The sequence below is a fragment of the Pseudoduganella umbonata genome (assembly GCF_014192225.1).
In the GTDB taxonomy this organism is placed as follows: Bacteria; Pseudomonadota; Gammaproteobacteria; order Burkholderiales; family Burkholderiaceae_D; genus Rugamonas; species Rugamonas umbonata.
In genome coordinates this window covers 326,079-340,903 of record NZ_JACHXS010000003.1, presented here as the reverse complement: position 1 = coordinate 340,903, position 14,825 = coordinate 326,079, and the positions used below count along the sequence as shown (strand labels likewise).

The window sequence follows — 14,825 nt, the reverse complement described above, 5'->3', positions numbered from 1 at the left end:
AAACGCTGCGATTGCAATCGATTCCATTCACCTTGTATCGCAGAGGTCAGTCCGCATCCACGGTGTTGTAATTTTGTCTCATTCGCGCTGGTTTGCGGTGAGCTCCCCGGAAAGCCTTCGCGTTGTGGAGAGCAGAGAAGGCGGAGAGTAGCTTGCCTTTGCGGCCGATGCCAGCCAGCGCGACACGGAGTGCAAATTTAATGGAATCGATTGCAATCGCGTCGGCGCCGAGTTAGCATTATTTGACGCCGGCGCTGCCGGCGCCATTGGATACCCATACAAGAACGAGGAGACACCATGAAACATTGCAGGCAGCGCGCGCTTTGCGCCGCGATCCATTCGATCTTTGCCGCCGCGGCGACCGCACTCGTGGCGGTGCCGGCACAGGCCCAGGAAGGCGCAGCGCCCGCCGCGCCGGCGGAGGCTTCTTCCGCGGCCACACAGGCCGACGCCCTGGGCCTGAACACGGTGGTGGTCACCGGTGTCTCCGGCGGCAAGAGCAAGATGCGCAGTTCGATCTCGGTGACCGACATCGACCCGCAGCAGATCGCCGATTTCGGCCCGCGTTCGGAAGCCGAGGTGCTGCACCTGATCCCCGGCATCCGCGCCGAAAGCTCGGCTGGTCCTGGCGGCAACTCGAACATCACAGTGCGCGGCCTGCCGATTGCCTCGGGCGGCTCGAAGTACGTGCAGTTGCAGGAAGACGGCTTGCCGGTGGTGGAATTCGGTGACATGAACTTCGCCAACAACGACTACTGGCTGCGCTACGACGCCAACATCGCGCGCATCGAAACCGTGCGCGGCGGCTCGGCCTCGACCTTCGCTTCGCACGCGCCGGGTGCCATCATCAACTTCCTCAGCAAGACCGGTGAGGAAGACGGCGGCAGCGTGGCGTTCTCGCACGGCCTGAACTACAAGGAAAACCGCACCGACCTGGAATACGGCGGCCACCTGTCGCCGGACCTGCGCTTCCATATCGGTGGCTTCTACCGCGATGGGGAGGGGCCGCGGAACAGTTCCTACAACACCGAGCGCGGCTACCAGGTCAAGGGCAACATCACGCGTACCTTCAATGGCGGCCAGGGTTACTTCCGCGCCTACTTCAAGGTGCTGGACGACCGCGCGCCCACCTACACAAGCATGCCGGCAAGGGCCGACATCCACGGCAACACGCTGTCGGGCTTTTCCAGCATTCCCGGCTTCGACATCCTGCGCGATTCTCAGAACTCGATCTACAACACCAGCGCGCTGGCGGTCGGCCCGGTCGGCACCGCGACCCGCGTGGCCGACCTCACGCAGGGCATTTCGGTCAACGCGAAATCGGTGGGCTTCGAGTTCCACAACCAGTTCAACGGCTTCACGGTCGACGACAAGTTCCGCTACACCTCGCAAAGCGGTGCGTTCCAGACGCAGTTCTGGGGCCTCGAGACACTGGCCGGCACGTTGGCCGGTTTCGGCGCCGGCAGCAGTGCCGTCTATGTCAACGGGCCGAAGGCCGGCCAGCAGGTCACGCAGGCCAACCTGGCGACCGGCTTCATTTCAAACGGCGCCGCGATCGACGTGCGCACGCCGGACATCGGCCACTATGCCAACGACCTGAGCGTGGGGCGCAGCTTCAAGCTCGACGGCGCGACGCTGGGCGCCAAGGCCGGCTACTACCATTCGAACCAGGACATCGTCGAGCAGTGGTCGATCAGCGGCCGCCTGATGGAAGTGGGGCGCGACGGCGCGCTGATCGACATCCTCGGCGCCGGCGGCGCCGCCCTGACCAGCATGGGCCTGACCGGCTACAACGACCAGTGGGGCGCCTGCTGCGCCCGCAACTACGACGCCCACTACACCACCGACGCGCCGTACCTGGGATTGACCTATGCTCGCGGGCCGCTGGACATCGATGCCAGCGTGCGCCGCGACAGCGTCCAGGCCAGCGGCAGCTATGCCGGCCCGACCCGGCTGGCGGGCGGCGCGGACGTCGACGGCGATGGCGCCGTCACCGGTGCGGAACGCAATGTGTACGTGATCGACAGCGCGCATCCGCGTCCGATCAACTACAAGGTCGGCTACAACTCCTACTCGCTGGGGGCCAACTACCAGTTCGGCAAGGACGTCAGCGCATTTGCCCGCGCCAGCCGCGGCGGCCGCGCCATCGCCGACCGGCTGCTCTTCTCGAGCAACATCGATGCCGTCACCGGCGGACTGTCCGCCGGCGCCGACGCCGCCGCCGTGGCCCGCGTCAGGCAGCTGGAACTCGGCCTGAAATACCGCGCCCGCCGCGACTGGGGGTCGTTCGGCCTGTTCTCGACCCTGTATCACAGCACGGTCAGCGAATTCGATTACGACCAGACCCGTACCGTCGGTCCCAGGCTGAACCAGACCGGCTATCGCTCCAACGGCCTGGAGCTGGAATCGGTGCTGCGCATCGGCGGTTTCGCGCTGAACGCCAACGCCACGTACACGGACCTGAAGATCACTTCCGACCTGGTCGGCCAGGCCGCCGGCACCAGTACCGTCGGCAACACGCCGCACGGCAGCCCGCGTTGGCTGTACGCCGTGTCGCCGCGCTACGATTTCGGCGCCGGATCGGCGGGGCTGAGCATCATCGGCCAGAGCAGGGTGTGGTCGGACGACGCCAACACCCTGCAGGTGAAAGGCCGCTACCTGGTGAACAGCTTCGTCAACTACCACGTGACGCCGGACATCACGCTCAGCCTGAACGTCAACAACCTGCTCGACGATATCGCCTTCTCGGCCGGCGTCGACCAGGGTTCGCTGGCCCAGGTCCGCGCGCTGGGCGCGGCGATCGGCGCGCAAGGCGTGGTATCGTCGCGGCCGGAAGCGGGCCGCACGGTCAGCCTCGCGGTACGCTACAGTTTCTGATATGGACGACCAAGTGCCCGACACCTCCGCCAACTACCTCGTCATGCACGGCCGGCACAGCTCGCTGGTGCTGGAAATGCCTGCCGGCGAAGCGCCGGTGTGGCGCTACTGGGGGCCGCGCCTGCCCGACGGCGCAGTACCTGCCGCGCCGCTTCGCGACGGGCGCCCCTTGCCCAGCTTCATGCTCGATGCCGACCAGCCGCTGACCGTGATGCCCACCTTCGGGGTCGGCTGGTTCGGGCAAAGCGCCGTGCTGGCACACCGTGCCGGCCACGCGTTCGCGCAGGCCTGGACCAGCTGCGTGCTCGAGTGGCTTGAGCCCGGCCGCGAAGCGGTGCTGCGCCTTGCCGATGCGGTGGCGCAGGTCGGCGCGGAGATCCGCCTGCGCCTGGATGCGGACAGCGACGTACTGGTAGCCAGCACCGTGCTGGCCAACCTGGGCGACACGCCACTGGACGTGCAATGGCTGGCGGCGTTCACGCTGCCGCTGCCTGGTGAATGCGACCAGGTGCGGTCCTATGCCGGGCAGCACCTGCACGAATTCATGCTGCAGACCGATCCCCTGTCGCGCAGCCTGTGGCGGCGCGAAAACCGGCGCGGCCGGACGTCGCACGACTGCTTTCCCGGCGCGGTGGCCTGCACACCGGGCGCCGGAGAGGACAGCGGCGCGGTCTATGGTGCCCACCTGGCCTGGTCGGGCAATCACCAGCAGACCATCGAGTGGCTGCATGACGGCCAGTATCAATGGCAGCTGGGCGAATGGCTGGCGCCGGGCGAGGGCCTGCTGGCACCGGGCGGCAGGCTGCAGACGCCGGAGCTTGTAGCATCCTTTTCCGCAGCGGGCTGGAACGGACTGGCCGCCAACTTCCACGCCGAGTTGCGGGCGCGCCTGCAGTGGCCGCAAGGCCGCATGCGCCCGCGCCCGGTGCACCTGAATACCTGGGAGGGCTTTTATTTCGACATTCATCCAGGCCCCGTCAGCGAACTGGCCAGCGCGGCGGCCAGTGTCGGCATCGAGCGTTTCGTGCTCGACGACGGCTGGTTCCATGGCCGCCACCACGACCGCGCGGCGCTGGGCGACTGGTGGCCCGACGAAGGCAAGTTCCCCGATGGCCTGGGCGAACTGATCGCCCACGTGACGGGCCTGGGCATGGAGTTCGGCCTGTGGTTCGAGCCGGAAATGATCAATCCGGACAGCGAGCTGTATCGCGTCCATCCGGAGTGGGCGCTGCAGCTGGCGGGGCGGCCGCTGCTGACCGCCCGCAACCAGCTGGTACTGGACATCGCGCGGCCCGAGGTGGCGGAGTACCTGTTCGGCAAGATCTCGGCCTTGCTGTCGGCGCATCCGATCCGCTACATCAAATGGGACCACAACCGCGACCTGACCACGGCCGGGCTGGCCGACGGCCGGCCGGGGTATCGGGCGCAGGTGCTGGCGGTGTATGCACTGATGGAACGGCTGCGCGCGGCCTATCCGGACGTCGAGATCGAAAGCTGTTCGGGTGGCGGCGGGCGCATCGATTTCGCCGTGCTGCGCCACACGCACCGGGTCTGGACCAGCGACTGCATCGATGCCCTGTCGCGCATCGACATCCAGCGCGGCTTCCTGCAGTTCTTCCCGCCGGAGATCATGGGCGCGCACGTCGGCACGGCGCCCGCCCACACCACGGGACGCAGCCAGTCGATGGCATTCCGCGCGGCCGTCGCCCTCCCGGGCCACCTGGGAGTCGAGCTCGACGTACGCACGCTGGACCCGCAGGACAAGGCGGAGCTGGCCGGCTGGATCGCGCTGTACAAGGAGCTGCGCCCGCAGCTGCACGCGGGGCGGGTCTGGACGGGGCAGGGCGGGGACGGATTGCTGTGGCAAGCCCACGGCGACAGCGGTGGCGACGCAATCCTGCTGTTCGTCTACCGCCGGGAGCCGAGCACGCACCGCTACACGCCGCCGCTGCGCCTGCCGATGCTGGACGCCGGTGCGCACTACCGCGTCACCGAACTGCGGCCGGAGAGTGCCGTACCGGCGACCGGCCACCAGGCGCCGTTACTGGACGCCATCGGCAGTGCCGAAGGCATGTCCTTCAGCGGGGCATGGCTGGTCCACGCCGGGCTGCCGGTGCCACGCGGTAAAGCGCAAACCGCCGGTATCTATCGGCTGGACAGGCACCGGCTGGCATAGCGGCGGACCGCGTCAGCGGCCGCCTGCCGCGAACTCGCGCGCCGGCAGCCGTACCTTCACGGTCGTCACCGGCGCATCGGCCGCTTCGGCCAGGATCACGGTGTATTCGCCGGCGGCGATCTTCCACTTGCCGCTGGCGCTGTCGAACACGGCCAGCGTGCGCGGGTCGATGGCGACGCGGCTGGTGCGGCTTTCGCCGGCCTGCAGCGCCAGCTTGTCCCAGCCGCCCAGGCGCTTCGGCGCTTCCCAGCCGGCGCCGGTCTTGCTGACGTAGACCTGCGGTACCGCCTTGCCGGCGCGCTTGCCGGTATTCGTCACGCTGAACGACACATCGATCGCGCCGTCCTTTGCCGCCGCCGCCAGGCCGGTGTACTTGAACGACGTGTACGACAGGCCGTGGCCGAATGCGAACAGCGGCTTGTGGCCCTTCTTGTCGAACCACTTGTAGCCGACCGCCGCGCCTTCGATGTCGTAGTCGGTCGCGAAACGGGTGCCTTCCGGCAGGCCGGCGCCATCCAGCGCGGGGCGCGGCAGCTGGTCGACCGACCGCGGGAAGGTTGCCGGCAGGCGGCCGGAAGCATCCACTTCGCCGGCCAGCACGCGGGCGATCGCTTCGCCGCCGCGGCTGCCCGGGTACCAGGCCTGCACCACGGCGCCGACATCGTCCAGCCACGGCATGGTGACCGGCGAGCCGGTTTCCAGCACCACGACGGTACGCTTGTTGGCGGCCGCCACGGCCGCGATCACGGCATCCTGGCCGTTCGGCAGCGACAGGTCGGGCTGGTCGATGCTCTCGGCGGTCCACTGCGTGGCGAAGACGAGGGCCAGGTCGCTGGAAGCCGCCAGTCGGGCGGCAGCGGCGGCATCCTTGCCATCGTGATAGACGATCTTTGCTTTCAGGCGCTTGGCCAGCGCCTGCATCGGCGAGGAGGGCAGGTAGACGATCGGGCCCGGGAAGACTTTCGGCCCTTCGTTCGGCACCGGCGAGCCGCCGATCGGGTACACCTGCGACGAACCGCCGCCCGACAGCACGCCCACGTCGGCGTGGCCGCCGATGATGGCGATGGTGCGGTGGGTGTCGCTCAGCGGCAGCAGGCCGTCGCGGTTCTTCAGCAGCACGATGCCTTCCTCGGCGACCTGCTGGGAAACCAGCGCGCTGGCGGCGAAGTCGATCTTTTCCGGTTCGACCCGTACCGGGTGCTCCATCGCGCCGTTGGCGTACAGGGCGCGCAGGATGCGCTGCACCATGTCGTCGAGCCGGGCCTGCGGCACGTGGCCGTTCTCCACGGCTTCCTTCAGCGCGCCGTTGAAGTAGGGCGACTGGTCGAACGGCCAGCCGGACTGCTGGTCCAGGCCGGACAGCGCGGCCGGAATCGTCGAGTGCACGGCGCCCCAGTCGGACATCACATAGCCCTTGTAGCCCCAGTCGCGCTTCAGCACCTTGTTCAGCAGGTAGTCGTTCTCGCAGGCGTAGGCGCCGTTGACCAGGTTATAGGCGCACATGACGGAGCCCGGATTGCCGCGCTCGATGGCGATCTGGAACGCCAGCAGGTCGGACATGCGGCCGGCCGCATCGCCGATCTTGACGTTCACCTTGAAGCGGCCCGTTTCCTGGTCGTTGTAGGCGAAGTGCTTGACGGTGGCCACCACGTGGTTGGACTGGATGCCGCGGATCTGCTCGCCGCCGATGACGCCGCTCAGCAGCGGATCCTCGCCCGCGTACTCGAAATTGCGGCCGTTGCGCGGCTCGCGCAGCAGGTTGATGCCGCCGGCCAGCATCACGTTGTGGCCGGACAGGCGCGCTTCCTTGCCGATCATGGCGCCGCCCGCGTAGCTGAGCGCCGGATTCCAGCTGGCGGCCGTGGCGATGCCGGCCGGCAGTGCGGTGCGCTGGCGCGGCGACGGATTCGGTTGCGAGGCGACGCCGGTGCCGGCATCGGTCAACTGCTGGTGCGGAATGCCCAGCCGCTCCACGCCGGGAATGAAGCCGGCGGTGAACGGCACCCCTTCTTTCGGCTTCGCGGTGCCCTTGAAATCGGTCGAGAAGTAGCCGAACACGGTCTGGATCTTTTCATCCAGCGTCATCGCTGCAACCGTTGCGCGGGCGCGCGCGTCCGGGTCGCCCTTGGCGGCGCCGGCGGCGCCATCGGCGGCCATTGCGTGAACGGCCGACGCGATCAGCGTCATGGCCAGGGCACCGTGCTTCAGGGTGTTACCAAGGTGTCTCATCCATTACTCTCCATTAATTATTGAAAATCGTGTCGGGTATGACCGGTCCGGGTCGAACCAGCGGCATGCGCCGCGGCGTGTACACGGCTGCTCGAAAACACGCAAATGGCCGCGAAAAGCTCACCTGAAATCGATTTCAACGCAGTTTCGTGACCGTCGGGCTGAAAGTCAAGGATGACGTAGCAGGCAGCCTGATATTTCCGGAGAATTCGTATTTTTACTACGTTTAGTGATTTTCCACTAAACAAAGCTGTTGACGAAACTTCACAGTTGCCGGTAAGTTTCGCCTCCTGAATTCGTTTTCATAATCGCGTTGGTGAAAAACTCAACGCGAGGCACGGCCATATCCATCACCCGAACTTGTCTTCGGGTTTTCTTTGGCGGAGTGTGAAAACGATTTCAACGACCTGCGGCGCGCGCCGACCCGCGACGCCGACAAGAGCAGGCATCGACCCATCGAAGTTAGATCCGCATCGGAGACAGAATGAATCACTGCAAGAAGACGGCGATCGCGATCGCCGTGTCCCACATCGCACTCCTTTCGGCCGGCTCCGCGCTGGCGCAAGCTGGCGATGCCGCGCCGTCCGCCGCGAACGCCAGCGTCGTGGTGGTTTCGGGCCAGCGTGCCGCGCTGCAGTCGGCCCAGAAGATCAAGCAGGATGCCGACGAAGTCGTCGACTCGATCAACGCCGAAGACATCGGCAAGCTGCCGGACCGCTCGGTGACGGAGGTGCTGCAGCGCGTGGTCGGCGTGACCATCGACCGCAGCATGGCCGGCGACCCGCAGCACTACGCGGTGGAAGGTTCGGGCGTGGCGATCCGCGGCCTGAACTACGTGCGTTCCGAACTGAACGGCCGCGATTCGTTCTCCGCCAACGGGGCCCGCTCGCTCAGCTTCGAAGACGTGCCGCCCGAACTGATGGCCGGCGTCGACGTGTACAAGAATCCGTCCGCCGAGCAGATCGAAGGGGCGATCAGCGGCCTGGTCAACCTGCGCACGGCGATGCCGTTCGACTTCAAGGGCTTCAAGGGATCGGTCTCCGGGCAGATGTCGTATTCGACGCTGCGCGAAGGCAAGCCCACGCCGTCCACGTCGCTGCTGCTGTCGGACCGCTGGAAGACCCGCTTCGGCGAGTTCGGCCTGCTGGTCGATTTCGCCAGGTCGCAGAGCGATACCCGCACCGACAACTTCCAGATCGAGCCGTACTACCGGCGCGACGACCTGGTCCCCGGCCGCACCGTGTGGGTGCCGACCGGCGTCACTTGGCGCACGATGGAATTCGAGCGCGAACGCGAGGGCCGGTACGCGGCCGCCCAGTGGCGGCCGAACCGCGACCTCTCCACGTCGCTGACGTACTTCAAGTCCAGCTACGAGAACAGCTGGAGCGAGCAGGCGATGCTGATGAAGCACACCACGCCGTACGCGATCCAGGTGGCCAACGGCGTCTACGATGCGAACGGCGCGCTGCTGTCCGGCACGCTGTCGGACCCGGAACACGGCGGCATCAACCTGAATCCGGACCGCCGCGTGTCCAGCCGCAATTCGTCCACCACCGATATCGCCTGGAACGTGCAGTGGCGCGTCAATGCCGACTGGACCATCCGCAACGACCTGCAGCGCATCCGCGCCAAAACCGGTTCGCTCGACTCGGACGTGGCCACCGGCATGCTGCTGCAGAAGCAGGGCGTCGACCTGACGACCAAGCTGCCGACGCTGGTATTCGACGACGCCGACCGCGCCGCCATCGCCAATCCGGACAATTATTACTGGGCCTACACGATGGAGCACCTGGACCGCTCGACGGCCAGCAACGACGTGTGGAAGACGGACGTGCAGTACAACTTCGATCACAAGGTGCTGCGCGACGTGCGCTTCGGCGTGCGCTTCACCGACCGCAAGTCGACGACGCAGAATTCCAACCCCAGCTACAACTGGCAGGCCATCACGCAGCCCTACATGCTGGGCTGGAACATCCCGACGCTGGCCTACCTGGGCGATCCGCGCTTCAACAACGAGGTGCGCGTGCACCCGTTCAACAACTTCTTCAACGGCGATGCCTCGGTGCCGGCGGCGGTGTTCCCGAGCGACAGCCTGGCGCGCGGCTATCCGGACAGCTATGCCACGCTGCACAGCTACCACACCATCCTGTGCGAGCAGCAGAAGGCAGCGCAGGGCTGGGGCACGTGCGATCCGTGGAAGCGCGCCACCTTCGGCACCGATCCGGCCGAGATCAACGACGTGGCCGAGAAGACCAAGGCCTTCTATACCCAGCTGCGCTTCGGCTTCGACGACTTTCGATACCCGGTCGACGGCAATATCGGCGTGCGCTACGTGAAGACCGACATGCGCGCGGCCGGATACACCGTGTTCACGCCGAACGTGGTGGAGATCCCGCCGGGCGCCGCCGTGACCGGCGTGCCGATCCCCGCCATCAAGGCGTTCGCGCAGCAGGCGGACTTCGAACATTCGTACAGCAACGTGCTGCCGAGCCTGAACCTGCGCCTGAAGGGCACCGGCGGCTGGCAGTTCCGCCTGGCGCTGGCGAAAGCCATGTCGCGGCCCGACTTCGGCCGGCTGCAGGCCTATAACCGGCTGTCGCAGCAGGTCAACAGCAGCGTCAACCCGGCGACCGGCGCGGTCAATATCGACAGTGTCAGCCTGAGCGGCGAAGCATCCGGCAACCCGATGCTGAAGCCGACCATGTCGACCCAGCTGGACCTGACCGCCGAGTGGTACTTCGCGCCGGGCGGCTCGCTGACGCTGGCGCTGTTCAACAAGCGCCTGAAGGACATCGTGGTCGACCAGATGGTCAGCGTGCAACTGCCCGATGCGGCCGGCGCGCTGCACAGCTTCGCCACCACGTCGCCGGTGAACGGCGCGAAAGGCCATGCCCGCGGCTTCGAGCTGGCCTACCAGCAGTATTACGACAACGTGCCGGACTGGCTGAAAGGCATCGGCGTGCAGGCCAGCTTCACGTTCGTCGACAGCGCGCGCGACCTGTACAACCCGGTGTATTCGGAGTACTGCAGCGGCAGCGCGGACGGCGCCGCCAACCTGAACCTGAACATCAACGGCTGCGACACGGACGGCCGCGTATTCGGCAACCTGCCGCTGCAGGGCCTGTCGCGCCAGAGCGCCAACCTGTCGCTGATGTACGACCGCGGCCCCGTCTCGGCGCGCGTGGCCTACAACTGGCGCTCGCGCAACCTGCAGTCGGTCAATGCCTGGGGCGCGCGCGGCACCGACGGCAAGGATACCAATCCGGCCAGCCCGACCTATGGCGCCGAGAACCTGGCCTGGGGCCTGCCGCTGTGGGCCGAGGCATATGGGCAGGTCGATGCGTCGATCTTCTACAAGCTGACCGGGAAGCTGTCGATCGGCCTGGAGGCGCAGAACCTGACCGATGTGAAGTTCCGCCAGACGATGGACCAGCATATCGGCAACATGAACCACACCTGGTTCAAGACGGGGCCGCGCTACACGGCGCAGCTGCGTTACGACTTCTGAACTGCCGGTGCGGCACGGGCCGGGCCGTTCGCGGCCCGGCCTGAATGGGGACGCGGTACATACTAGAAGAGGACACCATAATGAATATCCCGATGCACACTCTCAGGCACAGCCTGCTGCGGCCGGCCATGGCAACGCTGGTGCTGGTCGCCAGCGGCGCCGCCAGTGCGGCCCCCACCTGCGCGGCGACGTATGCGACGCGCGACGACTGGAACGGCGGCTTCGTCGTCGACATTGTTGTCACCAATACCGGCAGCAGCACTGTCAGCGGCTGGCAGGTCGCCTGGGACTATGGCAACCCGGTCGCGCTGGTCAACGCGCCCTGGGGCGCCAGGGTCGCTGTCACCGGCAGCCGGGTCACCGCCACCGACGACGGCAGCAGTCCGGCGATCGCGCCGGGGGCCAGCGCGAGCTTCGGCATGCCGCTGTCATATACCGGCGCGCGGCCGGTGCCGGGCAGGATCACCGTGCAGGGTGTCAACTGCGTGGTGCAGGCACCCAATCCGAACCTGTACAGCGACCCGCAGTCGGCCGCGGCGCAGTGGGTGCGCGACAATCCCGGCGACGGCCGCGCCGCCGGGATCGGCCCGCGCATCGCCAGCCAGCCGGCCGCGAAGTGGTTCGGCGGCTGGAGCGGCGACATCGGCAGCGCCGTCGGCAACCATGTCGCCGCGGCGGCAGCGGCGGGGCGCGTGCCGGTGCTGGTCGCCTACAACATTCCGGCACGCGATTGCGGCCAGCACAGTGCCGGCGGCGCCGGCTCGGCAGCCGCCTACCGGGACTGGATCCACGCCTTCGCCAATGCGATCGGCACGCGCGAAACGGTGGTGGTGCTGGAACCGGATGCGCTGCCGCAGCTCGATTGCCTGGACGCGCCGGGCAAGGCCACGCGCCTGCAACTGTTCCGCCATGCGGTGGCGCAGTTCAACGAGCGCGCACCGCGTACGGCGCTGTACATCGACATCGGCAACAGCGACTGGCTGGAGCCGGCCGAAGCGGCGGCGCGCCTGGCCGATGCCGGCATCGCCAGCGCCGAAGGTTTCGCGCTGAACGTGTCGAACTACCGCACCGATGGCGAAAGCAATCCGTACGGGATCGCGGTGAGCGAGGCGCTGCGGCAGCGGACGGGCTCGGGCAAGCCGTTCGTCGTCGATACCAGCCGCAACGGCGCCGGTCCGGACGGCAGGGAATGGTGCGATCCGCCAGGCCGCAGGATCGGCGTGCCGCCACGCGTCAACGCCGTCGGCAGCCAGCCGGCCATGACGCTTTGGGTGAAGGCGCCCGGCGAGGCGGACGGCTGCGCGGCCGCGGCCGGTACCTTCCTGCCCGAGATGGCCTACAAGATGATCCACGGGTACTGAACGAATCCTCTCCCATGCAAACGATGCCGACATCCGTCACGAATGAACATCCCGCCGGCTTTCCGGGCGGCCCGCGCCTGCTGGCGGACGTGGGCGGTACCAATGCCCGCTTCGCACTGGAACTGGCGCCGGGCAATATTGGCTACGTACACGTGCTGCCTTGCGCGGCTTACGCCACGCTGGCGGCGGCGTTGCGCGCCTACCTTGGCCTTCCCGATGTCGCCGCGGTCGCGCCGGTGGTGCGGCATGGCGCGATCGCGATCGCCAATCCCGTCGCCGGCGATGTCGTGCGGATGACGAACCATCACTGGCAATTCTCCATCGCGCAGCTGCGCGAGGAATGCGGTTTCGAGGTGCTTGCCGTGGTCAACGATTTCACGGCACTGGCCCGTGCGCTGCCCTATTTGGACTTGGGCGAGGAGAAGCGCCAGGTTGGGGGCCGCGGCGCCGAGCCGGGCACCCCGCTGGCGGTGATCGGCCCCGGTACCGGCCTGGGCGTGTCCGCCCTGATTCCCACGGCGGCGGGCTGGACGGCGCTGCAGTCCGAAGGCGGCCACGCGAGTTTTTCGCCCATCAATGAAACGGAGGTCGAGATCCTGCGCTTTGCCCGGCGCGAATTCGGCCATGTGTCGGCCGAGCGGCTGATTTCCGGCTCCGGCATCGAACTGGTGTATCGCGCGCTGGCCGACCTGCACGGCGTGCCGGCCGAACCGCTGTCCGCCGCCGATGTCACGCTGCGCGCGCTGCGCGGCAACTGCCTGCTGTGCGACGAGACGATCGAGTCGTTCTGCGGCATGCTCGGCACCGTGGCCGGCAACCTGGCGGTCACGCTGGGCGCGCGCGGCGGTGTGTATATCGGTGGCGGGATCGTGCCTAAACTGGGCGAGCGCTTCGACCGCTCGCTGTTCCGCGCACGGTTCGAAGGGAAGGGCCGTTTCAACGCCTACCTCAGCGCCATTCCCACCTATGTCATCACGGCCGGTTATCCCGCTTTCGCCGGCGTGTCGGCGATCCTGGCGGAGCGGCTCGGCGACCGTTGACAGCAGCGTGCCGCTGCAGCGCATTCACTGCACCGGGACGCCGGGCAGCGCACTGCGCCTATGTTCTTCATTTATGAAGTGTGCGATCATCCTTTCGATACGACAACTAAAAGGAAATCGATGCGTACATTCGGCGACCGCGTGCGGCACGCACTGCTGTTCGAGGCCGTGGCCCTGGCCATCTTCATTCCCGGTTCGGCAGTGGTATTCGGGCAGCCCGTGAAGGCGATGGGGGTGATCGGCATCGCGTCGGCCACCATCGCCACGCTGTGGAACTTCGCGTTCAACCTTGGTTTCGATCGCGCCATGCGCTACCTGCGCGGCAGCGTGCACAAGTCCCTGGCGATCCGGGTCGTGCACACGCTGCTGTTCGAGGCTGGCCTGGTCATCCTGCTGATTCCCCTGATCGCCTGGTACCTGCGGATCGGCCTGTGGCAGGCGCTGCTGATGGACATGGCCATCGTGGTCTTCTACCTGGGGTACGGTTTCCTGTTCAACCTTGCCTACGACCGGATATTCCCCGTGGCCGCACCGGCTGCGCATGCGGCCTGAGACCGGAGCCACGTCCCGATTTTCATGACGTCGAAACCCGTTTCGCATCATGAAAAATGCGTGCCGGCTATCGTCATGCTTGCGTCCCGATGCACAGGATTTCATTTCATGATGTAAAAATATCTGTGCAACCGGCTGATTTAGAAGGAAAAATTATGCCGAAACTCGTTTATAAGACATAAGAATTCGAGGCACGCAAAGCTTATGATGAACGCTACAGTGTGCAATCCGCGAACTCCGCCGATCCGCCACACGCGCAGGTTTCAGTTCATCTCAGGAGCTTCACATGTCCCAGTACCAGACCGATATCCCGTCCCACGCCACGCAAGCGAACATGCATGCGGTAGTGGTCGATGAATCCCGTCCGCATGCGCACCGCCGCGAGGCGAGGCTGGACCGGCACCGCAAGGTCCGTACGGTTTTCGCTTCGCATCGACCGGGCAGCCACGATGCGGTCCTGCCGGCAGCGAACGACATGCCGCGGCAAGTCGGGCGTGTCGGCGTCATCGGCGCCGGCAGCATCGGCATCGGCCTTGCCATGGCGTTGCTGGATGCCGATATTCCCGTCGCCCTGTTCGACCCCGCGCGCGCAGTGCTCGACGGGGCGACGGCATCGCTGCGGTCGGGTTACGAGCATGCCTGCACGGCCGGCGAGCTCACGGCCGCCCAGCGCGACAGGCGGGTGGCACTGCTGGCGGGCACCGTCAACCTGCATCACCTGAAGGACTGCGACGTCATCGTGGATGTCATGGGTGCCGGCAAGGAAGCCACGGGCGGCCTGGTTCGCCGGCTGAACGAAGTCGCCCGGCAGGACGTGATCCTCGTCACCCGCATCGCGGCGTGCGATATCGACCATGTCGCCAGCCTGGCGAGGCATCCGGAAAACGTGCTGGGCTTCCACCTGGCCGAAGGTGCCGACGCGACCCTGGTATGGGAATTCGTGGCCGGCAAGGCCACCTCGGAACGCACCGTGGCAACCGCGGCCGCGCTGGTCCAGGCCTTGCACAAGTCGCTGGAGGCGCCGGCTACGCGGATGACGACGTGATCCGATGACCGTGCGGCCGGACGGTGCACGCCGCGCC

8 protein-coding genes are annotated in these 14,825 nt (G+C 66.8%); 7 read left to right on the top strand and 1 reads right to left on the bottom strand.

The window, feature by feature from the left end; genetic code table 11:
• Positions 1 to 297: 297 nt before the first annotated feature.
• On the top strand, positions 298 to 2,877 hold the full coding sequence (locus tag FHS02_RS10165; RefSeq protein ID WP_137313318.1) for a TonB-dependent receptor domain-containing protein: 2,580 nt from the start codon (positions 298 to 300) through the stop codon (positions 2,875 to 2,877).
• 13 nt (positions 2,878 to 2,890) lie between these two features.
• Entirely contained in the window at positions 2,891 to 5,053 is a 2,163-nt protein-coding gene (locus FHS02_RS10160; protein ID WP_229422572.1) for an alpha-galactosidase, read from the top strand.
• 12 nt (positions 5,054 to 5,065) lie between these two features.
• Here the strand turns inward: FHS02_RS10160 and FHS02_RS10155 are convergent, their stop codons facing one another.
• Positions 5,066 to 7,240, bottom strand: a complete 2,175-nt coding sequence (locus FHS02_RS10155; protein WP_175424979.1) for a beta-glucosidase — start codon at positions 7,238 to 7,240, stop codon at positions 5,066 to 5,068.
• Positions 7,241 to 7,766: 526 nt separating this feature from the next.
• Between FHS02_RS10155 and FHS02_RS10150 the strand changes: the two genes are divergently transcribed.
• From FHS02_RS10150 to FHS02_RS10130, 5 genes are all read left to right on the top strand, one after another.
• The gene (locus FHS02_RS10150; protein WP_137313315.1) at positions 7,767 to 10,790 is read left to right on the top strand and encodes a TonB-dependent receptor; all 3,024 of its coding nucleotides are present in this window, start codon (positions 7,767 to 7,769) and stop codon (positions 10,788 to 10,790) included.
• A gap of 92 nt (positions 10,791 to 10,882) precedes the next feature.
• The gene (locus FHS02_RS10145; protein WP_229430059.1) at positions 10,883 to 12,151 is read left to right on the top strand and encodes a glycoside hydrolase family 6 protein; all 1,269 of its coding nucleotides are present in this window, start codon (positions 10,883 to 10,885) and stop codon (positions 12,149 to 12,151) included.
• A 14-nt stretch (positions 12,152 to 12,165) separates the two neighbouring features.
• Positions 12,166 to 13,191, top strand: coding sequence for a glucokinase (locus tag FHS02_RS10140; RefSeq protein WP_229422570.1), 1,026 nt, complete (start codon positions 12,166 to 12,168; stop codon positions 13,189 to 13,191).
• 120 nt (positions 13,192 to 13,311) lie between these two features.
• A complete protein-coding gene (locus FHS02_RS10135; RefSeq protein ID WP_137313314.1) occupies positions 13,312 to 13,743 on the top strand; it encodes a PACE efflux transporter in 432 nt (143 codons plus the stop codon).
• A 286-nt stretch (positions 13,744 to 14,029) separates the two neighbouring features.
• Positions 14,030 to 14,788 (top strand): 3-hydroxyacyl-CoA dehydrogenase NAD-binding domain-containing protein, encoded by a 759-nt coding sequence (locus tag FHS02_RS10130; protein WP_137313313.1) that lies wholly within the window; start codon positions 14,030 to 14,032, stop codon positions 14,786 to 14,788.
• Positions 14,789 to 14,825 lie beyond the last annotated feature (37 nt).